Consider the following 26,369-nt stretch of genomic DNA (forward strand, 5'->3'; position numbering starts at 1 on the left):
CGCTCAACACCATTTGTGGTCCACCAAGGTCTTTCCGTGCTCGATCGCGTACTCGAACTCGTGACGGAAATGCTTGGTGAAACTGCGAACCGGGAACACGGCGGCGTCGGCCAGCGCACAAATGGTGCGGCCCGCCATGTTATTGCCCACGGAGTCCAGAAGCTCCAGATCGCCCGGACGGCCCTGGCCGTTGGCGATGCGGTGGATCACGCGGTACAGCCAGCCGGTGCCTTCGCGGCACGGCGTGCACTGGCCGCAGGATTCTTCGTGGTAGAAATACGCCAGACGCTCCAGCGCCTTGATCATGCACACGTCTTCATTCATCACGATGACAGCGCCGGAACCCAGCATCGAACCGGCCTTGGCGATGCTGTCGTAATCCATCGTGCACTGCATCATGACATCGGCGGGCAGAATCGGCGCGGACGAGCCGCCCGGAATCACCGCCTTGAGCTTCTTGCCGTCACGCATGCCGCCGGCCATTTCCAGCAGCTCGGAGAACGGAGTGCCCAGCGGGATCTCGTAGTTGCCCGGACGGTTCACATGGCCGGAGACCGAGAACAACTTGGTGCCGCCGTTGTTCGGCTTGCCCTTTTCCAGGAACGGCTGCGCGCCGTCGCGGATGATGAAGGGCACCGAGGCGAACGATTCGGTGTTGTTGATGGTGGTCGGCTTGCCGTACAGGCCGAAGCTGGCCGGGAACGGCGGCTTGAAGCGCGGTTGGCCCTTCTTGCCTTCCAGCGATTCCAGCAGCGCGGTTTCCTCGCCGCAGATGTAGGCGCCGTAGCCATGATGGGCGAACAGGTCGAAGTTGAAGCCGGAGCCCAGGATGTTCTGACCCAGCAGACCCGCCTTGCGCGCTTCATCCAGCGCTTCTTCGAAGCGTTCGTACTCGGCGAAGATTTCACCGTGGATGTAGTTGTAGCCGGCCTTGGTGCCCATCGCGTAACCGGCGATGATCATGCCTTCGATCAGCGAATGCGGATTGAAGCGCAGGATGTCGCGGTCCTTGAAAGTGCCCGGCTCGCCCTCGTCAGTGTTGCACACCACGTATTTGTCGCCCGGGAAGGAACGTGGCATGAAGCTCCACTTCAGGCCGGTGGGGAAACCCGCGCCGCCGCGGCCGCGCAGGCCGGAGTTCTTCACTTCGGCGATCACGTCTTCCTGGGCCATCTTGCTGTCCAGGATGCGACGCAGCGCCTGGTAGCCGCCGCGCGCCTCATAGGCGCTCAGTTGCCAGCAATTGGGATCGGAAGTGTCGACGCCATCGAAAATCACGCCATTGACGAAGATTGCCATTATTTCAGCTCCGCCAGTTTCTTATCGATTGCTTCGGGCGTCATGAAGCTGCACATCTTGTGGTTGTTGACCAGCAAGACCGGCGCGTCGCCGCAGGCACCCATGCACTCCCCTTCCAGCAAGGTGTACTTGCCGTCGGCGCTGGTTTCGCCGATGGCGACACCCAGCTTCTTGGAGATGTACTCGGCCGCGTTGACGCCGCCGGACAAGGCACAGGGCAGGTTGGTGCAGACAGTGATCTTGTACTGCCCAACCGGCTTCATGTCGTACATATTGTAGAAAGTGGCGACTTCGTAAGCGGCTACCGGCGGGATCTGCAGGTAGTTGGCGACGAACTCGATCACCTCGGTATTCAGGCAACGCTCTTCCGGAGCGGAGCCCGCTTCGCGACGTTCAGTCAGCGCGATGCGCAAGGCGCCCATCACCGCGGACCGTTTCTGGTCGGCGGGATATTTGGCGACTTCGCGATCGATTTTGGCTAGCGATTCAGCGGACAGCATCAGCGGTCAATCTCCCCAAACACGATATCCTGAGTACCGATGATGGCCACCACGTCGGCGATCATATGACCCTTGGCCATCTCGTCCAGCGCCGCCAGATGGGCATAGCCGGGCGCGCGGATCTTCAGGCGGTACGGCTTGTTGGCGCCGTCGGACACCAGGTAGACGCCGAACTCGCCTTTCGGGTGCTCGGTGCCCACATAGGCCTCGCCCTCCGGCACGTGCATGCCTTCGGTAAACAGTTTGAAGTGGTGGATCAAGTCTTCCATATTGGCCTTCATGCCTTCGCGCGAAGGCGGCGCCACTTTATGGTTGTCGGTGATCACCGGGCCCGGGTTCTTGCGCAGCCATTCCACGCACTGGCGGATGATGCGGTTGGACTGGCGCATTTCCTCGACGCGCACGAGGTAGCGGTCGTAGCAATCGCCGTTGACGCCCACCGGGATGTCGAAGTCCAGCTTGGAGTACACATCGTAGGGCTGCTTCTTGCGCAAGTCCCAGGCGATGCCGGAGCCGCGCAGCATCGGGCCGGTCAGGCCCAGGTTCAGCGCGCGCTCGGGCGTCACCACGCCGATGCCGACGGTGCGCTGTTTCCAGATGCGGTTGTCGGTCAGCAGGGTCTCGTACTCGTCCACATAGCCGGGGAAGCGCTGGGTGAACTCGTCGATGAAGTCCAGCAGCGAACCCTGGCGGCCTTCATTGCGGCGCGCCAGTTCGCGGGCGTTCTTGATCTTGGAGACGGTGTACTGCGGCATGCTGTCCGGCAGATCGCGATACACGCCGCCGGGACGGAAGTAAGCCGCGTGCAGACGCGCGCCGGACACCGCTTCATAGCAGTCCATCAGGTCTTCGCGCTCGCGGAAGGCGTACAGGAACACGGTCATCGCGCCGATGTCGAGGCCGTGCGCGCCTATCCACAGCAAGTGGTTCAGCAGGCGGGTGATCTCGGCGAACATCACGCGGATGTATTGCGCGCGTTCCGGCACTTCAATGCCCAGCAGCTTCTCGATGGACAGGCAGTAAGCATGCTCGTTGCACATCATGGACACGTAGTCGAGACGGTCCATATAGGGCAGCGACTGGATGAAGGTCTTGCTCTCGGCCAGCTTCTCGGTGCCGCGGTGCAGCAGGCCGATGTGCGGGTCGGCGCGCTGGACGACTTCGCCGTCCAGTTCCAGCACCAGGCGCAGCACGCCGTGCGCGGCCGGGTGCTGCGGGCCGAAGTTGAGGGTGTAGTTACGGATTTCAGCCACCGTAGTTCTCCTCGCGGATGATGCGCGGGGTGATCTCGCGCGGCTCGATGGTCACCGGCTGATAGATCACGCGCTGTTGGGTCGGGTCATAACGCATTTCCACGTGACCGGACAGCGGGAAGTCCTTACGGAACGGATGGCCGACGAAGCCATAATCGGTCAGGATGCGACGCAGGTCGGGGTGGCCGTCGAAGACGATGCCGAACAGGTCGAACGCCTCGCGTTCGAACCAGTTAGCGCCGCTCCAGACGCCGACGACCGACGCGACCACGGGGAAGCCGTCGTCCTCGGCGAACACGCGCAGGCGGATGCGCTGATTGTGCTTGACCGACAACAGATGGTAGACAACGGCGAAGCGCGGACCGTCCCATACCTCATCGCGGTATGCGCTGTAGTCCACGCCGCACAAATCGATGCATTGCTCAAAAGACAGGTCGGCGTGATCGCGCAGCGTGGTCGCCACGGCGATCAGGTCCGCCGCCTTGCATACAATGGTCAGCTCTTCCAGAGCCAGCGTGCTTTGCACGAGCTTGTCGCCCAGCGCCTGCTGCACTACCGACCCTAACGCTTCCATTTTCTTGGAGGCCATAAGTTTCTACCTTAGCGGGCGATGGTGTTGGTGCGTTTGATCTTGTTCTGCAGCTGGATGATGCCGTACAGCAAGGCCTCTGCAGTTGGCGGACAGCCGGGCACGTAGACGTCGACCGGCACGATGCGATCGCAGCCGCGCACGACTGAATAGGAATAATGGTAATAGCCGCCGCCGTTGGCACAGGAACCCATCGAGATCACCCAGCGCGGCTCGGCCATCTGGTCGTAAACCTTGCGCAGGGCCGGGGCCATCTTGTTGCACAGCGTGCCGGCCACGATCATCAGATCGGACTGGCGCGGGCTGGGGCGGAACACGATGCCGAAACGGTCCAGGTCATAACGCGCCGCGCCAGCGTGCATCATTTCCACCGCGCAACAGGCCAGACCAAAGGTCATCGGCCACAGCGAACCGGTTCGGGTGTAATTGATGAGCTTGTCAGCCGTCGTGGTGACAAACCCCTTCTCCAGAATACCTTCTACTCCCATTCCAGAGCTCCTTTTTTCCACATGTAGACGAAGCCCAGGGTCAATACGCCCAGGAACTCCACCATGACGCCGAGGCCGTACGTGCCCAGCTCCTTCAACACCACCGCCCACGGAAGCAGGAAGGCCACTTCCAGATCGAACAGGATGAAGAGGATGGCTATCAGATAATAGCGGACGTCAAATTTCATGCGAGCGTCTTCGAAAGCCTCGAAGCCGCACTCATACGGAGACAGTTTCTCTGGATCGGGACGGTTGGGAGCCAGCAGCTTGCCCAATAAAATAGGGCCTACGCCGACCAACAGTCCGACCAAGACAAACAGCAGAATGGGAAAGTAATTTTGCAGCATTTCCCGTACACCCCCACGAAAGAAAGGGGGTCACCCCCCTTGGCTCCAAATAAAACAGGCCACCGGAGTCCCGGTGGCCTGTTTTTGAATGGTGGTGCCGACAGTGAGACTCGAACTCACACAGCTTTCGCCACTACCCCCTCAAGATAGCGTGTCTACCAATTTCACCATGTCGGCACAGCAAGCTTTAATTGTTACTCCGGTATTTTCGATGTCGTACCCGAAGCTTTATCGCTAGGCACACCGGCCGGGATTTGCGGTGCAACCTGTTCAACCTTGGTTCCCATCACGCCCAGATCACTTTTTCCGCCCCCAGACAGAAAAACCAGCGCAAGGGAAGTCGAGAAGAACACGGCCGCTGCAATAGCGGTTGTTCTACTCAAGAAATTCGCAGAACCAGACGCGCCGAACAAGCTACCGGAAGCGCCGCTACCGAAAGCCGCACCCATGTCCGCACCCTTGCCGTGCTGCATCAAAACTAGCACGATAATAGTGCCTGCGGACAGGATATTTACAATCCAGATAAGCGTCTTAAGAAGTTCCATACTATATCAATTTTCCTGCGGCTTGGCAAATTGCCCTGAATGAACCGGCGTCCAGAGATGCCCCTCCAACAAGGGCTCCGTCGACATTTTCAGTCGCCAGAATCGCTTCGGCATTCTCTGCCTTGACACTGCCGCCGTAGAGGACGCGAATATTATCGGAGGCCTTGACGTTTTGCAAGTACCAATTTTTGATCGCGCCATGGATTTCGGCGATTTGCGCCAGCGTCGCCACCTTGCCGGTGCCAATGGCCCAGACCGGTTCATAAGCCACAACGTATTCACCATGGTCTATCTCGGCCAGAAGCGCAAGCTGATCGCGAATCACTTCCAGCTGACGGCCGGCCTCGCGCTCCTCCAGCGTTTCGCCGACGCACAACACCGGCGCCAGGCCGGCGGCGATCGCGGCGCGCATTTTCTTCAGCAGGACGGCATTGCTCTCGCCGAAGTACTGGCGGCGCTCCGAGTGGCCCACCAGGGTATAAGCGCAGCCGATATCGGCCAGCATCGCGGCGCTGGTCTCGCCGGTGAAGGCGCCGTCCTGGTCGAAGGCGCTGACATCCTGCGCGCACAGGCGCAAGGCCTGGCCGCGCAGCCGCTCGCCCAAGCCGGCCAGGTAAACCGCCGGCGCGGCCACGCCGACCCAGTCGCGGTTGCTCGCCTCATCGGCCAGCAAAGCCGCCAACAACGCCTGCGCGCTGTCGGCGCGAGTATTCATCTTCCAGTTGCCAATCACCAGCTTGCCGGACATCCCCGACTCCTCATGGTCTTGAAATATCCGCCGATTATACTGCTGCGCTCTTTCCCGCTCAAACCGCCCGCCACGCAACATTGATTGTCCGCAATCGAATGCCATTCCACGACTTGTAATATTCCTGAAAAATTTCAGCCTTAGCATGCGCCCATCACCACGCACCTCATCCATTCTCAGGAGTAGGCATGAAACAGTCTGTTCGTCTGGCCGCATCGTTTGTACTCGGCTCCGTCTGCCTGTCCGGCGCGGCCGTGGCCGCCGACATCACCGGCGCGGGCGCCACCTTCCCGTATCCGCTGTACGCCAAATGGGCCGCCGCTTACAAGGCCGGCACCAATAACAATCTGAACTACCAATCCATCGGTTCCGGCGGCGGCATCAAGCAGATCCAGTCCAAGACCGTGGACTTCGGCGCCTCCGACATGCCGCTGAAGCCGGAAGAGCTGGAAAAATCCGGACTGACCCAATTCCCCACCGTCATCGGCGGCGTGGTACCGGTGCTGAACGTGCCCGGCATCGCCCCGGGACAAGTGAAGTTCACCGGCCCGCTGCTGGCCGACATCTACCTGGGCAAGGTGGCCAAGTGGAATGACCCGGCCATCGCCAAGCTCAACCCCGGCGTCAAGCTGCCGGACCTGCGCATCTCCGTGGTGCGTCGCTCCGACGGCTCCGGCACCACCTTCATCTTCACCAACTACCTGTCCAAGGTGTCCTCGGACTGGGCCAAGGAAGTGGGCTCCAACACCGCGGTCAGCTGGAAAGGCAATCCGGTGGGCGGCAAGGGCAATGAGGGCGTGGCCAACTACGTGACCCGCATCAAGGGCGCGATCGGCTATGTCGAATACGCCTACGCCAAGCAGAACAAACTGGCCTTCGGCCTGATGCAGAACCAGGCCGGCAGCTTCGTCAAGCCGGACGAATTCAGCTTCAAGGCCGCCGCCGCCAACGCCGACTGGAAGAAAGCGCCGGGCTTCTACCTGCTGCTGACCAACCAGCCGGGCAAGGACAGCTGGCCCATCGCCGGCGCCACCTTCATCCTGATGCACAAGAAGCAGGACAAGCCGGCCCAGGGCGGCGAAGTGCTGAAATTCTTCGACTGGGCTTACAAGAACGGCGACAAGACCGCGCTGGATCTGGACTACATCCCGATGCCGGACGCGATCAAGGGCGTGATCCGCGCCAGCTGGAAGCAAATTGCCGACAACGGCGGCAAGCCGGTGTGGAACTAAGCCGCATACAATGCACGCACGCAGGCCGGGGAAGGCTTCCCCGGCTTTTTGTCTGATAAATGAGCATGCATATGCAAAAGTTGAGTCACTCGCCGCAAATCAAAACCCAGTTATTGCTGGACAATCTGTTCCGCTGGGTCACCCGCTTCTTCGCCTTCCTGGTGTTGGCCTTGCTGGTGGGCATCCTGATTTCGCTGCTGATAGGCGCGCTGCCCAGCATCCACGCCTTCGGCTTCAAGTTTCTGGTCACCAGCGACTGGGACCCGGTTAATGAGCAGTTCGGCGCGTTGGTGCCCATCTTCGGCACCCTGGCCACCTCTTTCATCGCCCTGTTGATCGGCGTGCCGGTCAGCTTCGGCATCGCCCTGTTCCTGACCGAGCTGTGCCCCACCTGGCTGAAGCGGCCACTGGGCATCGCGGTGGAACTGCTGGCCGGCATTCCGTCCATCATTTACGGCATGTGGGGCCTGTTCGTGTTCGCGCCCATTTTCGCCGACCACGTGCAGCCGCTGCTGACCGACACCCTTGGCAATATCCCGCTGCTGGGCGTGCTGTTCCAGGGCGCGCCGATGGGCATAGGCATTTTCACCGCCGGCCTGATCCTGGCCATCATGATCATCCCCTTCATCGCCTCGGTGATGCGCGACGTGTTCGAAGTGGTGCCGGTGATGCTGAAGGAATCCGCCTACGGCCTGGGCTCCACCACTTGGGAAGTGGTGCGCTATGTGGTGCTGCCCTATACCAAGACCGGCGTGGTCGGCGGCATCATGCTGGGACTGGGCCGCGCGCTGGGCGAGACCATGGCGGTGACCTTCGTCATCGGCAACTCCACCCGCTTCGCCGCCGGCCTGTTCGAGCCGGGCAATTCCATCGCCTCCTCGCTGGCCAATGAATTCGCCGAAGCCAATGGCGAGCTTTATCTCTCCTCCCTGATTCAACTGGGCCTGATCCTGTTCTTCATCACCTTCGTGGTGCTGGCGTGCTCCAAATTGCTGTTGCTGCGCCTGAAGAAACAGGAAGGTCGCCCGTCCTGAACACGAGAGACGCTAACCGCATGAGCCAAACCGTTATGAATTCCGCCCTGCGCCCGCCCCAATCCGCCATTTCCTCCAAGGCCGACAGCAGCGTTTACCGCCGCCGCCGGCTGGTGAACCGCATCAATATGGGCGCGTCGATGTTCACCATGGCCTTCGGCCTGTTTTGGCTGTTCTGGATTCTGAGCACCTTGTTGCAGCACGGCTTGACCGGGCTCAACTGGGAGGTGTTCACCGCCAGCACGCCGCCGCCGGGCAGTACCGGCGGCCTGGCCAACGCCATTTATGGCAGCCTGATGATGACCGCCTTCGGCACCTTGTTCGGCACGCCGATCGGCATCCTGGCCGGCATCTACCTGGCCGAGTTCGGCCAGCGCGGCTGGCTGGCGCCGGCCACCCGCTTCATCAACGACATCCTGCTGTCGGCGCCGTCCATCGTCATCGGCCTGTTCATCTACGAAGTCTACGTGGTATCGGTCGGACACTTTTCCGGCTGGGCCGGCTCCTTCGCGCTGGCCATCCTGGTGATTCCGGTGGTGGTGCGCACCACCGAGAACATGCTGCGCCTGGTGCCGGGCAGCCTGCGCGAAGCCGCATCGGCGCTGGGCGCGCCGCAGTGGAAGGTGACCTTGCACGTCACCCTGCGTTCGGCCAAGGCCGGTGTGCTGACCGGCATCCTGCTGGCGGTGGCGCGCATTTCCGGCGAAACCGCGCCGCTGCTGTTCACCGCGCTGAACAACCAGTTCTTCAATAGCAATATGAACCAGCCGATGGCCAACCTGCCCATCGTGATCTTCCAGTTCGCGATGAGTCCGTACGAGGACTGGCACAAGCTGGCCTGGGCCGGTTCCCTGTTGATCACCTTCAGCGTGCTGACGCTCAACATCGTTGCCCGCTGGATGGGCAGCCAGAAAAATCAATCGCATTAAGGCTTGCAGACCATGGCTGAAATTCACTCCAAGCTTCAGGTCAAGAATCTGAACTTCTTTTACGGCAATTTCCACGCGCTAAAGAACATCCAGCTGGAAATCGCCTCGCGCAAGGTCACCGCCTTCATCGGCCCGTCCGGCTGCGGCAAGTCCACGCTGCTGCGCACCTTCAACCGCATGTACGAGCTCTACCCCGGCCTGCGCGCCGAGGGCGACATCCTGCTGGACGGCCACAACATCCTGGGCCGCGACGTGGACGTCAACCTGCTGCGCGCCAAGGTGGGCATGGTGTTCCAGAAGCCCACCCCGTTCCCGATGTCGATTTACGACAACATCACCTTCGGCGTGAAGCTCTACGAAAAACTGTCCAAGGGCGAAATGGAAGACCGCGTCGAATGGGCGCTGCGCAAGGCCGCGTTGTGGGACGAGGTCAAGGACAAGCTCAAGCAGTCCGGCAATTCGCTGTCCGGCGGCCAGCAGCAGCGGCTGTGCATCGCGCGCGCGGTGGCGTCCAAGCCGGAAGTACTGCTGCTGGACGAACCGACCTCGGCGCTGGACCCGATTTCCACCGCCCACATCGAAGAGCTGATCCATGAGCTCAAAGAGGACTACACCATCGCCATCGTCACCCACAATATGCAGCAGGCGGCGCGGGTGTCGGACTACACCGCCTATATGTATCTGGGCGAGTTGATCGAATTCGGCGACACCGATTCCATCTTCACCACCCCGCAGAAGAAGGCCACCGAGGACTACATCACCGGCAAGTTCGGCTGATTCCCGCCCAGTTGCCAGACCGCCGTCATGACCGTTTCCGGCATGGCGGCTTTTGGCGTTCAACACATGGCAAATCAGCATGACAGCCGCAAAAAATCGTCTAAATCAGCCGTTCTCGCGGCCCGGTCTGTCAAGGCGATTCCGCATGCTTTTCCGACAAATACGACACCATTTATTTTTTTTTTATAAGTACTTGACGGCATTGGCCCTGGACACAACAATCGCGCCTTTACGATACTGTGTGCACATTTCACCATGTTGGACCTGTTTTCCGGGCTTGAGACCCACGTCGCCATCACCCTGGTGCTTTCCCTGGGCTTCGTGCTCGCCTTTGAGTTCATCAACGGCTTCCATGACACTGCCAACGCGGTGGCTACCGTTATCTATACCCAATCGATGAAACCGCGTCTCGCGGTGTTCTATTCCGGCATTTTCAACTTCCTCGGCGTGATCACCGGTGGCCTCGCCGTCGCCTACGCCATCGTGCACCTGTTGCCGGTGGACCTGCTGATCTCGGTCAACACCACCCGCGGCATGGCCATGGTGTTCGCATTGTTGACCGCCGCCATCGCCTGGAACCTGGGCACCTGGTATTTCGGCCTGCCCGCGTCCAGCAGCCACACCCTGATCGGCGCCATTCTGGGCGTGGGCGTGGCCAATAGCCTGATCCACGGCACCTCGCTGTCCCACGGCGTGAACTGGAGCAAGGCGGTGGACGTCGGCGCCTCCTTACTGGCCTCGCCCGTGGTGGGCGCGCTGCTGGCGGCGCTGATCGTCATCCTGCTACGGCGCTACCGGCCGCACAGCAATGTGCATAAGACGCCCTATCAGCGCCAGCAAGTGGAAGGCCGCAAGCATCCGCCGTTCTGGACCCGTTTCATGCTGATCGTGTCGTCCATGGGCGTCAGCTTCGCCCACGGCTCCAACGACGGCCAGAAAGGCGTGGGCCTGATCATGCTGGTGCTGATCGGCATCGTGCCGGCCAAGTTCGTGCTGGACCTGGACAGCACCCCTTACCAGCTGGACCGCACCCGCGACGCCGCCGTGCATCTGCAGAAGTTCTACGAGCGCAATCAGGTGGAGCTGAGCAAGATCATCGTGCCGTCCAAGGGCAGCAGCCAGTATGAATGCCATCCGCTGGAAACGCCGGCCACCGTTCAACGTCTGCTGGCCACCATGGGCGACGGCGGCGATTACCACGCCTTGAGTTCGGACCAGCGCTGGAATGTGCGCACCGAGCTGCTGTGCCTGGACGACGCCGCCAAGAAGGCCTCCGCGCTGCCCAAGCTGTCCGCCGATGAAAAGCAGATGCTGCAGAATCTGCGCAAAGACCTGACCACCACCACCGAATACGCGCCCACCTGGGTGATCGTCGCCGTGGCGCTGTCGCTGGGCATAGGCACCATGGTCGGCTGGCGCCGCGTGGTGAAAACCGTGGGCGAAGGCATAGGCAAAAAAGACATGACTTACGCCCAGGGCGTGTCGGCGCAGATGACCGCCGCCATCTCCATCGGCCTCGCCAGCCAGTTCGGCTTCCCGGTGTCCACCACCCAGGTGCTGTCCAGCGCCGTGGCCGGCACCATGGTGGCGGACAAGGCCGGCCTGCAGATGTCCACCATCCGCTCGATCGCGCTGGCCTGGCTGTTCACGCTGCCGGTATCGATGCTGCTGGCGGGCGGTCTGTACTACATCGCCTCGCTCTGGCTGTAATAAAATCGGTTAACCGTTTTTGCAGTTCTGTTTAAAGCTGTCAAAAACAAGCAAAGCCACCGCATGCGGTGGCTTTTTCTTTTGGCATTTCCGCCCGGAAAGTTTTCGATTGACCTGGGTCAAGCTTTAAGCCGGGAGCGCTTGTGCCAATATTTTATAAATTGCTAATATTTGCTCGCTTCATCATGGTTTCTCCTTTGTTGTTTGCAGCAATCCCTTTGCGCCTCAGCCCCCCAGCCGAGGCGCTTTTTTTTGCCCTATTCATGGCGCTCTCAAGCCTTGAGAAACTGCTCGCGCCCGGCCAGCCAACGATCCAGATGCGCATCCACCGCTTGCGGGTGGCGTTCCAGCAGCAAGGGCGCCAACTCGCGCGCCGCTTCCAGCAGTTCCAGATCCTCTTCCAGATTGGCGAAACGCAGCATGGGCAGGCCGCTCTGGCGCGCGCCCAGCAGTTCGCCGGGCCCGCGAATCAGCAAATCCTGGCGCGCGATCTCGAAACCATCAACATTCTCGTATATCACTTTCAAGCGCGCCTTGGCCAAGTCCGACAAGGGGTTGTCGAACATCAGCACGCACACGCTCTTGGCGCTGCCGCGCCCTACTCGGCCGCGCAACTGATGCAACTGGGCCAGGCCCATGCGCTCGGCGTGCTCTATCACCATCAGGCTGGCATTGGGCACGTCCACGCCGACCTCGATCACCGTGGTGGCCACCAGCACTTGCAGCTCGTTGCGGGCAAAGGCCGCCATCACCGCCGCCTTTTCGTCCGCCTTCATCCGGCCGTGCACCAGGCCGACGCCCAAATGCGGCAGATCCGCGGTCAGTTGCTGGTGGGTGTCCACCGCGGTCTGCAATTGCAGGGTTTCCGATTCTTCGATCAACGGACACACCCAGTAGGCCTGCTGCCCGTCGGCGCAGGTTTTGGCCACGTGGGCGACAATCTCCTCGCGGCGCGCGCTATTGATCAGCTTGGTGACGATGGGCGTGCGCCCCGGCGGCAACTCGTCTATCACCGACACGTCGAGATCGGCGTAGAAGCTCATCGCCAGCGTGCGCGGAATCGGCGTCGCCGACATCATCAGCTGATGCGGCTCGCCGCCCTTCTCTTTCAGCGCCAGCCGCTGGCCCACGCCGAAGCGGTGCTGTTCGTCGACGATGACCAGGCCCAGACGCTCAAAAGCCACCTCGTCCTGGAACAGCGCGTGCGTGCCCACCGCCAGCCGCGTGTCGCCGCTGGCGATGGCCGCCATCGCCTCCTGTTTCTGCTTCTTGCGCAGGCTGCCGGCCAGCCAGCGCACCGGGATGCCCAGCGGCTCCAGCCAGGAGGACAGCTTGAGGAAATGCTGCTCGGCCAGGATTTCGGTCGGCGCCATCAAGGCCACCTGGTAGCCGGATTCGATCGCGGTCAAGGCCGCCAGGGCCGCGACGATGGTCTTGCCGCTACCCACGTCGCCTTGCAACAGCCGGTGCATCGGGTGCGGCTGAGTCAGGTCGGCGCGGACTTCAGCCAAAGCGCGCTGCTGCGCGCCGGTCAGCGTGAACGGCAGGCGCTCGGCCAAGGCCTGGCTCAGCTTGCCGTCGCCGCGCAAGGGCGGCGCGTGGCCCAGCCTGCGCGCGCGATAGGCCAGCCGCATCGATAGCTGCTGCGCCAGCAATTCGTCGAACTTGAGCCGCTGCCAGGCCGGTAGGCCGGGATCGGCCAGCTGACCGGCGCTGTAATCCGGCGTCGGCAGGTGCAGCAGTCGGATCGCCTCGGCGAACGGCGTCAGCCGCAGCGGCGCGGCCAGTTCCTCCGGCAACGTCTCGCCCAGGGGCTGGCTATCCAGTTCGGCGTGGATCAGCTTGCGCAGCGCTGGCTGGGTCAGGCCGTTGACGGTGGGATAGACCGGAGTCAGGCTTTCCGCCAGCGGCGCGCCATTGCCCACTTCGCGGATCTTGGGGTGCACCATCTCGTCGCCGGCGAAGCCGCGACGGATCTCGCCCAAGGCGCGCACCCGGTTGCCGGTGGTGAACTGCTTCACCTGGTTGGGATAGAAATGAATGAAGCGCAGCACCAGGCTGCCGCTGGCGTCCTCGATGCGCGCCACCAGCTGGCGGCGCGGGCGGAACTGGATCTCATGGGCGATCACCTCGCCCTCCACCAGCACCGCCTGGCCGTAAGGCGCGTCGGCGATCGCGTATAGATGGGTTTCGTCCTCATAGCGCAGCGGCAGATGCAGGATCAGATCGAAACGGCGGCGTATGCCCAGCTTTTCCAGCTTCTTGGCCAGAGCCGGCGCCACGCTCGGCGCTTGATTGGCGGGATCGATTAGGGAGCTCATCAGCAGCGATTGTACCCAATAAAGAAAAAGGCGGAAGCGCATCGCTTCCGCCCATCGGCTATCCGGCCGCGTCGCCGCTTACTGGCGCTCCCACACCTGGGAGCGGAAGAAGGGGCCGATATAGCCGCGCACGCGCAGCTTCTTGCCGTCTTCCATCAGCTTGGCGCCGGAGGTGTAGATCTTGCCGGACTTGGGATCCAGGATCTTGCCATTGCCCCATTCCGCGCCGTCCTTCTTCAGGCCCCACAGGATTTGCATGCCATTGACCGGCTTGCCCTTCTTGTCGCCCTCGCACTTGTCGCACACCGCTTCCGGATTGGCGAACAGCTTGATGATCTTGCCGCTCAGCTCGCCGCTGGCGTTTTCGCTGATCTGCACCAGGGCCTTGGCCTGCTTGGTTTCGTCGTCTATCGTCTTCCAGACGCCGGCGGCGCTGTCAGCCAGCGCCATGTGGCTGAACAGGCCCAGCACGGACGCCAGGCAGGCGGCTTTGGCGAATTTGCTCATCTTGATCTTTCCTCGCGAGTCGGACCGCCGGCAAAGCCGTGGCCGGCTCTTGCCCTGATGGCGGTTGTCATTATTGATGCGCTGCGCAGCGCTGGCGGCCAGCCGCTGAAACGCCGGTTTGGAGCAGCGGCTCTAGGATGCCAACAGCCGATGCCGACGTCAAGAATGGCACCGCAACGGCCTGGACCAGGATTACAAGACAATCTCGCCTCGACCGATCTGCTGCACCCGCCCGCCTACCGTGATACTGCGCTCGGCGTCCACTTGCAGATACAGCACATTGGGCCGCGCCAGCGCCGCGCCCTGCTCCACCCTCCATTGCAAGGGCCCCTGGCCATGGAGCGCGCACCAGCCGCCCAGATTGGCGCAGGCCGAGCCGGTGCCCGGGTCTTCCAGCAGCGCGCCCTGCTGCTCGTAAAACAGCCGCACCGTGGCCACGCCGGCATCTTCATGCCATAGGTAGGCGACGCTGCGCCCCGGCCGCAAGGTGGCGTCTCGCAGCAACAAGGCATGCACCGGCTTGGCGCGCAGCACCGCGCCGGCGCTGGCGGCGCGGATCAACAATTGCTCACTGCCGGTGTCCAGCCACACCGGTTCCAGCGCGATGTCTTCTTGGTCCAAGCCCAGCATCGCCGCGGCCTGGCCGCGGCTGAGGCCGGAGCCGCGCTCGCTCGGCGCATTGGCGCGCAGCGAGTAAATCCCATCGTGATGCCGCAGCGGAATCAGGCCGGCATTGGTGTGCAACTGGAAGCTGGCACCCAGTTCTCCGCGCCAGTGCAACACCGCCGCCGCGCCCAGGGTGGGATGGCCGGCGAAGGGCAGTTCCTGGCTGGGCGTGAAGATGCGCAGCCGCGCCGCCGCGCTTTCATGCGGGAACAGGAATACGGTTTCCGATAGATTCATCTGCCGCGCCAGCAATTGCATGGTGCGATCATCCAAACCGCTGGCATCGCTGAACACCGCCAGCGGATTGCCGCCGAAGCGCTCCTCGGCGAACACATTGACCAATTCGAACGAATACCTGCTCATGCCCCCTCCTGGAATTGATGGCAAGCCGCCGCGGCCATCTGCTCTTCCACGCTGGCCAAGCGCGCCTCCTGCGCCTTCCTGGCCGGCACAGCCGCCAAGGACTGCCGCAAGCGCCGCTGACGCTCCCGCAGACCTTGACAGCGCCGGCGCGCCTTGTCCAGCTCTCTCTGGCGCGCCAACTCAGCGCGGCGGCCATCCGCCTGGCGCTGCCGGGCTTCGCGCACCTCGTCGGCGGCCCAGCGCCGACGCTCGGCCTGATACTTGGCCACGCCGCGACGCTGGCGTTCATCCTGCTTCATCACGTTCAGCGGCGGCGGCTGAAACACTTCCGCCGTGCCGCCGTCGGCGCAAGCCTGGTCGCGATAGGCCAGCCGACCTTCCGCGTCGCGGCACTTGTAAACCTGGGCCTAGGCCAGACCCGGCAGCAATAGCAATAGCGCGATCCGGACTCTCATGCGACCTCCACGGCTTAGAATGAGGGTCCAAATAGTTAACATGAAAAAAGGCGGCCTGGGCCGCCTTGTGGTCTGTCATTTCGAGCAGTTGGGCCGCTCAGAACCTGTTTACGATCTCGCGAGCTAAGGCGAGACAAGGCGAAAACGGCTGAAAAAGCGGAATGTACACACGGTACATGAGCATTTTGAAGACGTACTCACCGTGCCACGTCTCACGAAGCGCAGCAGATCGTAAGCAGGTTTAGAGCACCAGAACCGCTTCCGCTTCCACCAGCACGCCCTTGGGCAGGCTGGCCACGCCGACGGCGGCGCGCGCCGGGAAGGGCTGGCTGAAGTACTGGCCCATGATTTCGTTGAAGGTGGCGAAATTGGACAGGTCGGTCAGATAAGCGTTGAGCTTGACGATCTGGTCCAGGCTGCCGCCGGCGGCTTCGCACACGGCCTTCATGTTCTTGAACACCTGATGGGTTTCAGCGGCGAAACCGCCTTCCACCACGTTCATGGTGGCCGGGTCCAGCGGGATCTGGCCGGACAGGTAAACGGTGTTGCCGGCTTTCACGGCTTGCGAGTAAGCGCCGATGGCGGCCGGAGCCTTGTCGGTGTGGATGATTTCCTTAGCCATTATTCATCTCCTTCTTTCAGGAACAGGGTTAATAAATCATTGAGGAAACGCTGGCCCTTGAGCGTGGGCCGCAACATCACGGCGTCGCGCGCTATCAGGCCTTGCGCCTCGGCTTGCGTCAAGGCGGATTGTATGACGGACAGCGGCAGGCCGGTGCGCTCCTGGAACAGGCGCAATTCGAAGCCTTCGGTCAGCCGCAGCAAATTCATCATGAATTCGAACGGCAGTTCCTCGCGTCCCACCTTGCGGCTGCTTTGCAAGGGCTTGCCCTCGGCCACCGCCTGCAAATAAGCGGCCGGCTGCTTGTAGCGCATCTGGCGCACGATGCCGGCGTGGCTGCTGATCTTGCCGTGGGCGCCGGCGCCGATGCCGATATAGTCGCCGAACTGCCAGTAGTTGAGATTGTGCCGCGCGCGGCGGCCCGGCCGCGCGAACGCCGAGGTCTCGTAGTGTTCGAAGCCGGCGGCGGCGAGCCGGGCTTCTATCGCCTCCTGCATGTCGGCGGACACTTCGTCGTCCGGCAAATTGCGCGGCGTCTCCACGGCAAACAGGGTGTTGGGTTCTATCGTCAGATGATAGGCGGACAGATGGGTGATGCCGTAGGACAGCGCGGTGTCCAGATCGGCCAGCGCTTCGTCCAGGGTCTGCCCCGGCAGCGCGTACATCAGGTCCAGATTGACGTTGTCGAAGTGGCTTAGCGCGATATCGATGGCGCGACGCGCCTCCTCGCCGTCATGGATGCGGCCCAACGCCTGCAAATGCGCAGGCTTGAAGCTCTGGATGCCGATGGACAGCCGATTGATGCCGGCCTCGCGGTAGCCGCGGAAACGCTCGGCCTCGAAGGTGCCGGGATTGGCTTCCATGGTGATTTCCGCATCCGGCTGCAGCCGCATGCGCGCGCGCACGCCGGCCAGCAGCGCGTCCATCGCCAGCGGCGAGAACAGGCTGGGAGTGCCGCCCCCCATGAAGATGCTGTTCAGCGGCCGGCCCCAGACCTCGGGCAGGCTGAATTCCAGATCGCGCAGCAAGGCGTCGACATAGGCCATCTCGTCGAAACCGCTCTTGGGCTCGTGCGAGTTGAAGTCGCAATACGGGCATTTGCGCACGCACCACGGGAAATGGATGTAGAGCGACAGCGGCGGCAGCTCTTTCAAGCCGACTTGACCGTCCAGCCCAAGCGCGGACAGCGAAATCTTGCTCACCTGCACGTCGCGGCTCCTTGTTGCATCAGCCGCGCCGGCCGAGCGCTGAGCGAGGGTACCCGCTTCATGCCAGCGCGCGCAGCTTGGCCAGCAGCGCTTGCAGCGCCTGGCCGCGGTGGCTGACGCGGTTCTTCTCCGCCGCGTCCATCTCCGCCACGCTACAGCCGTGCTGCGGCAGCCAGAAATGCGGGTCGTAGCCGAAGCCGCCGGCGCCGGCGGCCTCGTCGCGCACTTCGCCGAACCACATGCCGTCCGCTACCAGCGGCTGCGGATCGTCGGCGTGGCGCACCATGACCAGCACGCAGTAATACCAGGCGCGGCGATTGGCCTCGCCCTGCAGCGCCGCCACCAGCTTGGCGTTGTTGGCGGCATCTGACTTGGGTTCGCCGGCGTAGCGGGCCGAGTACACGCCCGGCGCGCCGGACAGCGCCTCGACGCAGATGCCGGAATCGTCGGCCAGCGCCGGCAAGCCGGTCACGCGGCTGGCGTGACGCGCTTTTTCCAGCGCGTTTTCCAGGAAGGTGTGGTGCGGTTCCGGGCATTCCGGCACCTGCAGCTCTCCCTGCGGAATCACTTGTATGCCCAGCGGCGCCATCAGCGCGGCGAATTCCTTCAACTTGCCGGCGTTGTTGCTGGCCATCACTAATTTGTCGAACATGAGAACTCCATCGAATGCGACGCAGCCCCGACGACGCCGGGGCTGCGGAATATCTATTAAAGACAAGCTTAACGGCTGACCTTCACTTCCGTCCACATTCGCGCCAGCGAGCGCCGTTCCACCGGCGTCAGCTCACGCAGCACCGTCCATTTTTTCACGGTGTCCGGCGTCGGATCTATCACCGGATGGGCTTTCAAATCCGCTCGGAAAAAGGGCGCGGCGGTCTTGACCGGATTGGTGGCGCCGTTGAGATTGGTCAATTGGGCGGCGTTCTTGCCGTCCAGCATGAAGTTGATGAACTGATGCGCCAGGTCCGGGCGTTTGGCGCTGGCCAGCACCGCCATGGTGTCCACGCCCAGTTCATTGCCTTCCTTCTGCGCCACATTGGCGATGTGGAAACGGCGCTTGGCCAGGCGCGCGTCCTCGGCGGCCTGGAAGAACTCGGTGGAATAGCCCAGCGACACCCAGATATTGCCCACCGCCAGCTCTTTCAGATAACTGGCGTTGGAGAAGGTGGCCCAGTAGGGCTTGGCCTGCTTGATCACCGCCTGCGCCGCGCGATAGTCGGCCTGGCTGGCGGTATTGGGGTTCTTGCCCAAGTAGAACAGCGCGGCGGCGAACACCTCGCGCGAGCTGTCCAGCACCGTGACCTTGCCCTTGATCTTCTGCAGCACCTTGGGATCGAAGATCACCGACCAGCTGTGCGGGTCTATGCCCAGTTTCTGCAGACGCTCCGCATTGTAGCCGACCGAAGTCAGCGACAGCACCGTGGGCACGGTGTAGCGGTTGCCCGGATCGTAGCTTTGGGACAGATAGGCCGGATCGACATTCTTCAGATTCGGCAACTTGGCGTGATCCAGCGGCTGCAGTAGCTTCTGCTTGCTCATCGCCTCGATCACGAAGCTGGACGGAAACACCATATCGTAGCCCTTGGCCCCGGCCGCCAGCTTGGCCAGCATTTCCTCGTTGTCGCCGTAGTAATTCTGTACCACGCGGCAATCACAGCTTTTCTCGAACTGGCGGAGGATGGCGTCCGACAAGGAGCCGCTCCAGTTATAGATGTGCAAGACGTCCTTGGGCCCGGCCCAGACGGCGGACGACAGAACGGAGGACAATAGGACAAGCTTCAGCGCTTTCAATTCAGATTCACCTCCAGACAGCCATGACCAGCATGGCGAACAGAAAAGGCGGCAAGCCGCCATGGCGGGCCTCCCTTGGGAAGTCCCGCGACTTGGAACCTGTTCACGATCCGCAGCGCTTCGCGGGAGCTGACGCGGCGCGCGGCGTCGAGACGCTCATGCGCCACGCTCGTCTTCCGCTTTCTCGGCGGCTTCCGCCTTGTCTCGCGCTTGCTCGCTGGATCGTCAACACGTTCTTAAATATGGCGGCGTCGGGCCCGGCCTCGGCAAGAACAGCGCTCTCGCCTTGCTACAGCAGACCCCGATGCCGCGAATCCGTTCCTGGCCGCGGCCAGGCGGTTCATGCTGTTTATTCCGAGCGGCGGGCGGCGCCCAGCGTCGCTTCCAAGGCCTGCAGCAGCAGGCGCTCGTCGGCGCCGTCCAGCAGCTTGGCGTCGGACAGCATGCGCCGCCAATTGCGCGCGCCGGGAATGCCCTGGAACAGGCCCAGGATGTGGCGGGCGATATTGCGCGTCTTGTGGCCCTCGGCCAGGCGCGCCGCCACATAGGGCATCATCGCGGCCACCACCTGCTCGCGCTCCGGCGCGGCGCCGACGCCGTAGTAGCGCTGGTCCCAATCGGCCATCAGCCAGGGATTGTGGTAGGCCTCGCGCCCCACCATCACGCCGTCCACATGGCGCAGATGCTCGTCGATGTCGGCCTGGCTTTTGACGCCGCCGTTGATCAGGATTTCCAGATCCGGGCGCTCCTGCTTCAGCCGGTAGACGTAATCATATTTCAACGGCGGAATTTCACGGTTTTCCTTGGGGCTCAGGCCCTTGAGGATGGCGTTGCGCGCATGGACGATGAAGGTGCGGCAGCCGGCGTCCGCCACCTGATCGACGAAGTCGCGCAGATAATCGTAATGCTCGATGCGATCAATACCGATGCGGTGCTTGACCGTCACGTCGATGGGCACCGCGTCGCGCATCGCCTTGACGCAGTCGGCCACCAATTGCGGCTCGGCCATCAGACAGGCGCCGAAAGCGCCCTTCTGCACGCGCTCCGACGGGCAGCCCACGTTCAGGTTGACCTCGTCGTAGCCCCATTCCGCCGCCAGCCTGGCGCAACGCGCCAGCTCCGCCGGCTCGCTGCCGCCCAGTTGCAGCGCCAGCGGGTGTTCCGCTTCGTCGAAGCGCAGATGGCGTTCGACGTCGCCATGCAGCAGCGCGCCGGTGGTGACCATCTCGGTATACAACCAGGTGTGTCGGGTGATCTGGCGCGCGAAATAGCGGTAGTGTCGATCGGTCCAATCCAGCATCGGCGCCACCGACAGCCGGCGCGGCGGCAAGCCGCCGCTCTCCTGAACCCTAGAATGCTTCACTCCGCTGTCCTGCATCGTATCCCTATCCACCCGAAAGCCAATCGCCACCCAGCGTCGGCGGCCAACCGGCCCGCCAGCGCGCTAAGCGTTTGAAAAAAGGCATGAATTATCCTCCCGTAGCCGATCCAGGGTCAAGCATTGAGACAAAAACGCCAAGCAATCAAGTAGATGCGTCGCACAGCGCCAGGCAATTCCTTGCCGCAGGCAACTTTTTCAAAAATTGAATTTCATAAGCTTTAGTCTCGGCGAGCGCTTGTTCGCGCCGAGCGCGCCCTGGCAGGGGCGTTCGACGCGCAATCCATTACTAACAACAACCATTCACAAATGAATATATTCACAAAAAGAGATCCCAGCCTCCACGGTTGTCCACGGGCCTAAGCCTAGCGCCATGCCGATATAACAAGCGGCAAAAACGGGGCGGCCCGCCATTCCGGATGTTTCCACTTCAGCACAAGGTTGAACCATGTCCAAATCACTTTCCCTGCGCCTGCCGGCGCTGATGCTGTTGCCGGCCTTGCTGAGCGGCTGCCTGGAGCAGCCCAGCGTCGAGCAACAAGCCGCGCGCATCGTCGAACAAATGAGCGTCCGCGAGAAGATCGGCCAGAAAATCATGATGGCCTTCCGCTACTGGTGCCCGGACGATCAGCCCGCCTGCACCGCCGGCATGACCGATTTGCCGGACGCCGCCAGCCGCGCGCTGCGCGACAACGCCATCGGCGGCGTGATTCTGTTCGCCAACAATCTGAGCGATTTGCAGCAAACCCGCCGCCTGTCCGAGCAGATCCGCCGGGCGCGGCCGCAGAACAGCCCGGTCGGCCTGCTGATCGGATCGGACCAGGAAGGCGGCAATGTGTTCCGCCTGCCGCGCCCGCTGGCCACTAGCTTTCCCGGCAATATGGCGCTGGGCGCCGCCTATCAGGCGACACGGGACAGCGGCCTCGCCCGAGACTCCGGCCGGGTGCTGGCCGCCGAGATCCGCGCCGTCGGCTTCAACGTCAACTTCGCTCCGGACGTGGACGTCAACAGCAATCCGCTCAATCCGGTGATCAATGTCCGCGCCTACGGCGATGATCCGGCCACCATCAGCCTGCTGGGGCAGGCCACCGCTCAGGGCATGCGTGAGCAAGGGGTGATCGGCTCCTTCAAGCACTTCCCCGGCCACGGCGACACCGCCACCGACTCCCATTACGGCCTGCCGGTGGTGAACAAATCGCGCGCCGACGCCTACGCCATCGACCTGGCGCCCTACCGCCAGGCCATCGCCTCCGGCCAGCCGCCCGAGATGATCATGACCGCCCACATCCAGTACCCGGCGCTGGACAGCAGCCAAATCACCGCCCGCAACGGCGAACGCATGATCGCGCCGGCGACGATGTCGCGCAAAATCCAGCATGACATCCTGCGCGGCGAGATGCGCTACCAGGGCGTCACCGTCACCGACGCGCTGGACATGAAGGGCATCAGCGATTTCTTCGAGCAGGGCGACGCGGTGATCAAGGTGTTCCAGGCCGATGTGGACATCGCGCTGATGCCCACGGAGTTCCGCACCGCCGCGCAGGCCGGCCGGCTGCGTCAATTGATAGACCAAGTGGCCGCCGCGGTGGCCGACGGCCGGATCAATCGCGCGGAACTGGACCGTTCGGCACGGCGCATCGTGGCGATGAAGCTGCGCAACGAGGTCACTCCGGCCGGCGAGGCCAAGCCGCTGCCGGCGCTGAGCACCATAGGCGGCGCGGAGCATCGCGCTGTGGAAGACAAGATCACCCGGCAATCCATCACCCTGCTGCGCAATCAGGGCGCGGCGCTGCCGCTGCGCTCTCCCAGCCAGCGCATCTTCATCCTAACGCCCTGGGGCGAGCAGGCCGAGGCGATGCGCCGCCGCTTCGATGAAAAAGGCTATCGCCAGGTCAGCGGCGCCAAGCTGAGCGCCACGCCGTGGGAAGCGCAGCAACAGGCGATCGATCAGGCCGACGTGGTCGTCATCGGCACCTTGGCCACCGGCGTCAGCCCGGTGGAGCGCAACGGCGACCCCAACGCGCCCGCCCTCGCGCCGCGGCTGAAGCGCAGCCTGGCGCAGGAACTGTCTCCGGCAAGCGGCAACGGCTCCCTGGTCTTCAATGTGGCGGAAGACCTGCCCGCGCTCCGGACCCGCTTCGCCCGCAGCCTGTCCGCGCCGCCGCTCAGCGAGGCGCAGCAAATGCGTAATGCGATGGAATACGCCAAGCGGCAAGGCAAGAAGCTGATCCACGTGACCCTGCGCGCGCCTTACGACGTGATCAATTACGACGATCTGGCAGACGCCACGCTGGCGACCTACGCCTACTACGGCTATGAGAACGGCCTGCGCGGGCCGTCCATGCCGGCGCTGGTGGACGTGATGCTGGGCGCTATCCCGCCCGGCGGCAAGCTGCCGGTGGCCATCCACGCGCTGGACGAAAACGGCCAGCCGGGCGCGCTGCGCTATGCGCGCGGCTTTGGGCTGAGCTTCTGACGAAGCATCACTATTCTTAACCCTCCACCTGCGCACCGCGGCCCTCCGGCCGCGGTGTTTTCTTTCGTCCCTGCGGCGGGCGGCTCCGCCGCTCCAAGGCATTCGCATTGAAATAGACACAATTTATACTGTATGAATATTTTGTGCGCTGCAGTATCATGAGCCTGGACCGACGGCTGAAGATGCCCGCACAACAGGGCCGCAAGCCGCGCGGAACCGGGCTACCCTCAAATAAGAAAGCAAGCGCATGGCCATAGAATCCAATGACGCCCTGCCGGACTTCGCCGCGTGGAGCATGTCCAAGGACTTTCCCAGCGGTCATCAAGTCGGCCGCCACCAACACCGCGAAGGCCAGCTGATTTTCGCCGTTTCCGGCGTGATGGAACTATCCACCGCCGATGGTCTGTGGCTGGTGCCACCACAGCGCGGCGTCTGGATGCCGCCCGCGGTGGAGCACAGCATGCGCGCACGCGGCACGGTGTCCTTGCGTACCCTGTACATCCAGTCCCCGCACTATCTGGCGCAATTGCCGCGCCACTCCAAAGCCATCGCCATTTCGCCGCTGATGCGGGAACTCATCATCCGCCTGATGCGCACGCGCGGCATTCCGCACGCAGATCAAAAAGAAGGCCGCTTGCTGGACTTGCTGATCGACGAAATCGAATGGTCGGGCGAAACGGCCTTGCCGCTGCCGCCGCTGAGCGACCAACGCTTGCAGCGGGTGTGCTCGGCGATTCTGGCCAATCCCGGCGACCGCCGCGGGCTTAACGAATGGGCGGAACTGGTGGGCGCGTCCAGCCGCACGCTGGCGCGGCTGTTCCAGCAGGAGCTGGGCATGTCTTATCTGTACTGGCGCCAGCAAGTGTGCGCGATGTCGGCCCTGCCGCGGCTGGGCGCCGGCGAGCCGGTGACCCTGATCGCCTCCGATCTGGGTTATGAAACGCCCGGCGCGTTTTCCTCCATGTTCCGCCGCATCATGAACGCGGCCCCCAGCCAGTACTTCTCCTGATCCCATCCGCGGTTCAAAGCCCCGCCGACAAAAGCGAGGCTTTGAACCGCCCCTCCTCCGCCCCGCGGACCCGCGCGCCGACACGGCTTTGCCGCAGCGCAGCATGATTGTCCGTTTTGGCGCAGTAATTGTCCGCTTGCAAGAAGCCTGAACCAAACCGTTTCAATATGATAAATGGCTATTGAAACCGCTGCCTGGCCAGGTGACCATGTCCCATCCCAACTACAACGCCAAACGCTATTGGTTGCTGATTCTGGCCGCCACCTTTCTGTTCGGCTCCACTTTTCCAACCTCCAAGATCGTGCTGTCGGAAATGCCGCCCTTGTGGGCCGCTGTGGCGCGTTTCACCGCCGCCGCCGCCGGCATCTTGCCCATTCTGCTGTGGCAGCGCTTCCGCTATCCGCGCGCCTTCGTCCGCCCTCGCCCCTGGGGCGTGCTGGTGCTGATCGGGCTGTTGCAGACCGCCGGATCAATGGGCTTTCTCAATATCGGCTTGCGCAGCACCACCCCGGCCAAGGCCGCCATCCTGATGGCCTGCACCCCGCTGATCGTGGCCTTGATGTCGCGGCTGGCGCTGAAGGAAAAAATCCACCCTCTGGCCGCCGTCGGCCTGGTCCTGGCCTTCTTCGGCGTCGCTGTCTGCATCGGCCTGAACAAGCTGGACGGCTTCGGCGCCGGCGACGCGCTGGTGCTGTGCGGCGCCGCCTGCTGGGCGGCGTCCACGCTGGTGATCAAGGGCAGCCGCATCGTTATCAATGTCTGGGCGCTGACCTTCTGGCAGATGCTGGTGGGCTCGGCCTGCCTGGCGTTGCTGGCCTGGGCCGGCGGCGAAGTCCCGACACTGCCTCACAGCGAGCGGGTGCTGGCCGCCTTCCTATGGCTGGCGCTGCCGGCCACCACCGGCGCGATGGCGCTGTGGTTCATGGCGCTGGACCTGGGCGGCGCGGTGCGCACCAGCGGTTTCCTGTTTCTGTCCCCGCTGTTCGCCACCCTGATTTCCTTCGCCGCCTTCGGCTATTCGCTGTCGCTGCATGAGCTGATCGGCGGCGTGCTGATCGGCGTCGGCATTTATCTGGTATCCAAGCGCCCGGACACCGCCGGCCAGCCGCAAACCGCGGCCGCCGACAACAAGATTTGAGCGCACGCGCCTTCTCGCTTCCCCATCCCTGTTTAGAGAGCTTTCCCACCATGCAAAAACTCATCATCACCGCCGCGGTCAACGGCGGCATCACCAGCCGGCAGAAACATCCGGGCGTGCCGTTTTCGCCGGAAGAAATCGCCCAGGCCGCCTATGAATGCTGGAACGCCGGTGCTTCGGTGGTCCACATCCACGCCCGCAACCCGGACGGCACGCCCAGCTACGACGCGGACATCTACGGCGATATCGTCCGCCGCATCCGCGAGCGCTGCGACATCCTGATCAATCTGAGCACCTCCGGCCTCAATCTGCCGCCACAGCTGGAGAAGAAGGAAGCCTGGAACCACCTGCCCTTCCGTCCGGACATCGCCTCCTTCAACTGCGGCTCGGTCAACCACGGCAGCAAGCCCTTCATCAACCCGCCGGAGCTGGCTCGCGCGCTGGCGCTGGACATCCGCGAATACCACGCCAAGCCGGAGATCGAGGTCTATCACCAGGGCATCATCGGCGAAGCGTTGAAACTGCAGGAAGACGGCTATCTGAGCGGCCCGCTGTGCTTCAGCTTCGCCATGGGCATACAGGGCGGCGCGGCCGCCACCTGCAAGAACCTGCTGCATTTCGTCGAAAGCATTCCGCAGGACAGCGTGTGGTCGGCGCTGGGCATAGGCAAACACCAGCTGGCGATCAATCTGCACACCCTGCTGCTGGGCGGCCATGTGCGCACCGGCCTGGAAGACAACGTCTATTACCGCTACGGCGAACTGGCCCGAGACAACGCCCAATTGGTGGAGCGCCTGGCGCGCCTGGCCGGCGAAGTCGGCCGCGAGATCGCCTCCCCCGCCGAAGCCAAGCAGATTCTGGGCATCCACTAAGAACATGTTTACGTTCTCGCGAGCAAGAGCGAGACAAGGCGAAAACGACTGAAGAAGCGGAGTGTGCATACGGTGCATAAGCATTCTGAAGACGGTTTCAACGCCGTATCGC

General features: G+C 62.9%; 25 protein-coding genes, 1 tRNA gene and 1 pseudogene. 9 read left to right on the forward strand and 18 right to left on the reverse strand.

The annotated features are described in order from the left end of the window. Nucleotides 1–3: 3 nt before the first annotated feature. The 9 genes from nuoF to tpiA all read right to left on the reverse strand — a co-directional run bounded on the left by nuoF (nt 4) and on the right by tpiA (nt 5,769). On the reverse strand, nt 4–1,299 hold the full coding sequence (gene nuoF, locus LQT98_RS07755; protein ID WP_019103467.1) for an NADH-quinone oxidoreductase subunit NuoF: 1,296 nt from the start codon (nt 1,297–1,299) through the stop codon (nt 4–6). Further along, a complete protein-coding gene (nuoE, locus tag LQT98_RS07760) occupies nt 1,299–1,799 on the reverse strand; it encodes an NADH-quinone oxidoreductase subunit NuoE (RefSeq protein WP_107800402.1) in 501 nt (166 codons plus the stop codon). Before nuoE ends, nuoF begins: the two co-directional genes overlap by 1 nt. Continuing rightward, on the reverse strand, nt 1,799–3,052 hold the full coding sequence (locus LQT98_RS07765) for an NADH-quinone oxidoreductase subunit D (RefSeq protein ID WP_107800403.1): 1,254 nt from the start codon (nt 3,050–3,052) through the stop codon (nt 1,799–1,801). Before LQT98_RS07765 ends, nuoE begins: the two co-directional genes overlap by 1 nt. Further along, a complete protein-coding gene (locus LQT98_RS07770) occupies nt 3,045–3,641 on the reverse strand; it encodes an NADH-quinone oxidoreductase subunit C (protein WP_231461776.1) in 597 nt (198 codons plus the stop codon). Before LQT98_RS07770 ends, LQT98_RS07765 begins: the two co-directional genes overlap by 8 nt. 11 nt (nt 3,642–3,652) lie before the next feature. Continuing rightward, on the reverse strand, nt 3,653–4,129 hold the full coding sequence (locus LQT98_RS07775; RefSeq protein WP_019103471.1) for a NuoB/complex I 20 kDa subunit family protein: 477 nt from the start codon (nt 4,127–4,129) through the stop codon (nt 3,653–3,655). Then, complete coding sequence (gene ndhC / locus LQT98_RS07780; RefSeq protein WP_048408812.1) at nt 4,120–4,476, reverse strand: NADH-quinone oxidoreductase subunit A; 357 nt, start codon at nt 4,474–4,476, stop codon at nt 4,120–4,122. Before ndhC ends, LQT98_RS07775 begins: the two co-directional genes overlap by 10 nt. Before the next feature lie 92 nt (nt 4,477–4,568). Next, a tRNA-Leu gene (locus LQT98_RS07785) sits at nt 4,569–4,653 on the reverse strand. Nucleotides 4,654–4,670: 17 nt separating this feature from the next. After that, nucleotides 4,671–5,021: a preprotein translocase subunit SecG gene (secG, locus tag LQT98_RS07790; RefSeq protein ID WP_048408813.1), complete on the reverse strand. Its 351-nt coding sequence runs from the start codon at nt 5,019–5,021 to the stop codon at nt 4,671–4,673. Nucleotide 5,022: 1 nt separating this feature from the next. Next, complete coding sequence (tpiA, locus tag LQT98_RS07795) at nt 5,023–5,769, reverse strand: triose-phosphate isomerase (protein ID WP_231461872.1); 747 nt, start codon at nt 5,767–5,769, stop codon at nt 5,023–5,025. A gap of 188 nt (nt 5,770–5,957) precedes the next feature. On the opposite strand from tpiA, the gene pstS reads away from it, so the two are divergent. The 5 genes from pstS (at nt 5,958) to LQT98_RS07820 (ending at nt 11,451) form a co-directional block, all read left to right on the forward strand. Continuing rightward, a complete protein-coding gene (gene pstS, locus LQT98_RS07800) occupies nt 5,958–7,001 on the forward strand; it encodes a phosphate ABC transporter substrate-binding protein PstS (RefSeq protein WP_231461778.1) in 1,044 nt (347 codons plus the stop codon). Nucleotides 7,002–7,072: 71 nt separating this feature from the next. Then, complete coding sequence (gene pstC / locus LQT98_RS07805; protein WP_048408815.1) at nt 7,073–8,035, forward strand: phosphate ABC transporter permease subunit PstC; 963 nt, start codon at nt 7,073–7,075, stop codon at nt 8,033–8,035. A 35-nt stretch (nt 8,036–8,070) separates the two neighbouring features. Then, complete coding sequence (gene pstA, locus LQT98_RS07810; RefSeq protein ID WP_231461873.1) at nt 8,071–8,964, forward strand: phosphate ABC transporter permease PstA; 894 nt, start codon at nt 8,071–8,073, stop codon at nt 8,962–8,964. Between the two features lie 12 nt (nt 8,965–8,976). After that, a complete protein-coding gene (gene pstB / locus LQT98_RS07815; RefSeq protein WP_231461781.1) occupies nt 8,977–9,741 on the forward strand; it encodes a phosphate ABC transporter ATP-binding protein PstB in 765 nt (254 codons plus the stop codon). 255 nt (nt 9,742–9,996) lie between these two features. After that, nucleotides 9,997–11,451, forward strand: coding sequence for an inorganic phosphate transporter (locus tag LQT98_RS07820; protein WP_048408817.1), 1,455 nt, complete (start codon nt 9,997–9,999; stop codon nt 11,449–11,451). A 272-nt stretch (nt 11,452–11,723) separates the two neighbouring features. Here LQT98_RS07820 and recG read toward each other — a convergent pair whose 3' ends face one another. The 9 genes and pseudogenes from recG to dusA all read right to left on the reverse strand — a co-directional run bounded on the left by recG (nt 11,724) and on the right by dusA (nt 20,747). Then, complete coding sequence (gene recG, locus LQT98_RS07825; RefSeq protein WP_048408891.1) at nt 11,724–13,772, reverse strand: ATP-dependent DNA helicase RecG; 2,049 nt, start codon at nt 13,770–13,772, stop codon at nt 11,724–11,726. A gap of 78 nt (nt 13,773–13,850) precedes the next feature. After that, nucleotides 13,851–14,279 (reverse strand): DUF2147 domain-containing protein, encoded by a 429-nt coding sequence (locus LQT98_RS07830; protein ID WP_048408818.1) that lies wholly within the window; start codon nt 14,277–14,279, stop codon nt 13,851–13,853. A 192-nt stretch (nt 14,280–14,471) separates the two neighbouring features. Then, nucleotides 14,472–15,308, reverse strand: coding sequence for a PhzF family phenazine biosynthesis protein (locus tag LQT98_RS07835; protein ID WP_231461783.1), 837 nt, complete (start codon nt 15,306–15,308; stop codon nt 14,472–14,474). Beyond that, nucleotides 15,305–15,703, reverse strand: a pseudogene (locus tag LQT98_RS07840) (hypothetical protein); the annotation flags it as partial. The pseudogene LQT98_RS07840 and the gene LQT98_RS07835, both read right to left, overlap by 4 nt. Before the next feature lie 301 nt (nt 15,704–16,004). After that, nucleotides 16,005–16,385, reverse strand: coding sequence for a RidA family protein (locus tag LQT98_RS07845; protein WP_043642167.1), 381 nt, complete (start codon nt 16,383–16,385; stop codon nt 16,005–16,007). Next, complete coding sequence (gene hemW, locus LQT98_RS07850; protein ID WP_269325972.1) at nt 16,385–17,572, reverse strand: radical SAM family heme chaperone HemW; 1,188 nt, start codon at nt 17,570–17,572, stop codon at nt 16,385–16,387. The genes LQT98_RS07845 and hemW overlap by 1 nt, the downstream gene beginning before the upstream one ends. A 79-nt stretch (nt 17,573–17,651) precedes the next feature. Continuing rightward, on the reverse strand, nt 17,652–18,245 hold the full coding sequence (rdgB, locus tag LQT98_RS07855) for an RdgB/HAM1 family non-canonical purine NTP pyrophosphatase (protein ID WP_231461789.1): 594 nt from the start codon (nt 18,243–18,245) through the stop codon (nt 17,652–17,654). A 68-nt stretch (nt 18,246–18,313) separates the two neighbouring features. Next, entirely contained in the window at nt 18,314–19,360 is a 1,047-nt protein-coding gene (locus tag LQT98_RS07860; RefSeq protein ID WP_231461790.1) for an ABC transporter substrate-binding protein, read from the reverse strand. Nucleotides 19,361–19,733: 373 nt separating this feature from the next. After that, nucleotides 19,734–20,747, reverse strand: a complete 1,014-nt coding sequence (gene dusA, locus LQT98_RS07865) for a tRNA dihydrouridine(20/20a) synthase DusA (protein ID WP_331282531.1) — start codon at nt 20,745–20,747, stop codon at nt 19,734–19,736. Between the two features lie 463 nt (nt 20,748–21,210). Here dusA and LQT98_RS07870 point away from each other — a divergent pair, with 463 nt between their 5' ends. From LQT98_RS07870 to LQT98_RS07885, 4 genes are all read left to right on the forward strand, one after another. Beyond that, nucleotides 21,211–23,238, forward strand: coding sequence for a glycoside hydrolase family 3 protein (locus tag LQT98_RS07870; RefSeq protein ID WP_231461791.1), 2,028 nt, complete (start codon nt 21,211–21,213; stop codon nt 23,236–23,238). Between the two features lie 247 nt (nt 23,239–23,485). Continuing rightward, nucleotides 23,486–24,247, forward strand: coding sequence for an AraC family transcriptional regulator (locus tag LQT98_RS07875; protein ID WP_048408825.1), 762 nt, complete (start codon nt 23,486–23,488; stop codon nt 24,245–24,247). A gap of 181 nt (nt 24,248–24,428) precedes the next feature. Next, nucleotides 24,429–25,385: a DMT family transporter gene (locus tag LQT98_RS07880; RefSeq protein ID WP_231461792.1), complete on the forward strand. Its 957-nt coding sequence runs from the start codon at nt 24,429–24,431 to the stop codon at nt 25,383–25,385. A gap of 50 nt (nt 25,386–25,435) precedes the next feature. Further along, on the forward strand, nt 25,436–26,257 hold the full coding sequence (locus LQT98_RS07885; RefSeq protein WP_231461793.1) for a BKACE family enzyme: 822 nt from the start codon (nt 25,436–25,438) through the stop codon (nt 26,255–26,257). Nucleotides 26,258–26,369 lie beyond the last annotated feature (112 nt).

Source organism: Chromobacterium aquaticum (assembly GCF_021129195.1).
Classification (GTDB): domain Bacteria; phylum Pseudomonadota; class Gammaproteobacteria; order Burkholderiales; family Chromobacteriaceae; genus Chromobacterium; species Chromobacterium aquaticum.

Bases quoted from the DNA above. Each gene is read 5' to 3' on its own strand.
- LQT98_RS07875 (WP_048408825.1), top strand. From the start codon at position 23,486: ATGGCCATAGAATCCAATGACGCCCTGCCGGACTTCGCCGCGTGGAGC.
- pstS (WP_231461778.1), top strand. From the start codon at position 5,958: ATGAAACAGTCTGTTCGTCTGGCCGCATCGTTTGTACTCGGCTCCGTC.
- tpiA (WP_231461872.1), bottom strand. From the start codon at position 5,769: ATGTCCGGCAAGCTGGTGATTGGCAACTGGAAGATGAATACTCGCGCC.
- LQT98_RS07870 (WP_231461791.1), top strand. From the start codon at position 21,211: ATGTCCAAATCACTTTCCCTGCGCCTGCCGGCGCTGATGCTGTTGCCG.
- LQT98_RS07885 (WP_231461793.1), top strand. From the start codon at position 25,436: ATGCAAAAACTCATCATCACCGCCGCGGTCAACGGCGGCATCACCAGC.
- LQT98_RS07770 (WP_231461776.1), bottom strand. From the start codon at position 3,641: ATGGCCTCCAAGAAAATGGAAGCGTTAGGGTCGGTAGTGCAGCAGGCG.
- LQT98_RS07820 (WP_048408817.1), top strand. From the start codon at position 9,997: ATGTTGGACCTGTTTTCCGGGCTTGAGACCCACGTCGCCATCACCCTG.
- rdgB (WP_231461789.1), bottom strand. From the start codon at position 18,245: ATGTTCGACAAATTAGTGATGGCCAGCAACAACGCCGGCAAGTTGAAG.
- ndhC (WP_048408812.1), bottom strand. From the start codon at position 4,476: ATGCTGCAAAATTACTTTCCCATTCTGCTGTTTGTCTTGGTCGGACTG.
- LQT98_RS07835 (WP_231461783.1), bottom strand. From the start codon at position 15,308: ATGAGCAGGTATTCGTTCGAATTGGTCAATGTGTTCGCCGAGGAGCGC.
- secG (WP_048408813.1), bottom strand. From the start codon at position 5,021: ATGGAACTTCTTAAGACGCTTATCTGGATTGTAAATATCCTGTCCGCA.
- nuoE (WP_107800402.1), bottom strand. From the start codon at position 1,799: ATGCTGTCCGCTGAATCGCTAGCCAAAATCGATCGCGAAGTCGCCAAA.
- LQT98_RS07845 (WP_043642167.1), bottom strand. From the start codon at position 16,385: ATGGCTAAGGAAATCATCCACACCGACAAGGCTCCGGCCGCCATCGGC.
- pstC (WP_048408815.1), top strand. From the start codon at position 7,073: ATGCAAAAGTTGAGTCACTCGCCGCAAATCAAAACCCAGTTATTGCTG.
- pstA (WP_231461873.1), top strand. From the start codon at position 8,071: ATGAATTCCGCCCTGCGCCCGCCCCAATCCGCCATTTCCTCCAAGGCC.
- nuoF (WP_019103467.1), bottom strand. From the start codon at position 1,299: ATGGCAATCTTCGTCAATGGCGTGATTTTCGATGGCGTCGACACTTCC.
- LQT98_RS07830 (WP_048408818.1), bottom strand. From the start codon at position 14,279: ATGAGCAAATTCGCCAAAGCCGCCTGCCTGGCGTCCGTGCTGGGCCTG.
- LQT98_RS07775 (WP_019103471.1), bottom strand. From the start codon at position 4,129: ATGGGAGTAGAAGGTATTCTGGAGAAGGGGTTTGTCACCACGACGGCT.
- recG (WP_048408891.1), bottom strand. From the start codon at position 13,772: ATGAGCTCCCTAATCGATCCCGCCAATCAAGCGCCGAGCGTGGCGCCG.
- pstB (WP_231461781.1), top strand. From the start codon at position 8,977: ATGGCTGAAATTCACTCCAAGCTTCAGGTCAAGAATCTGAACTTCTTT.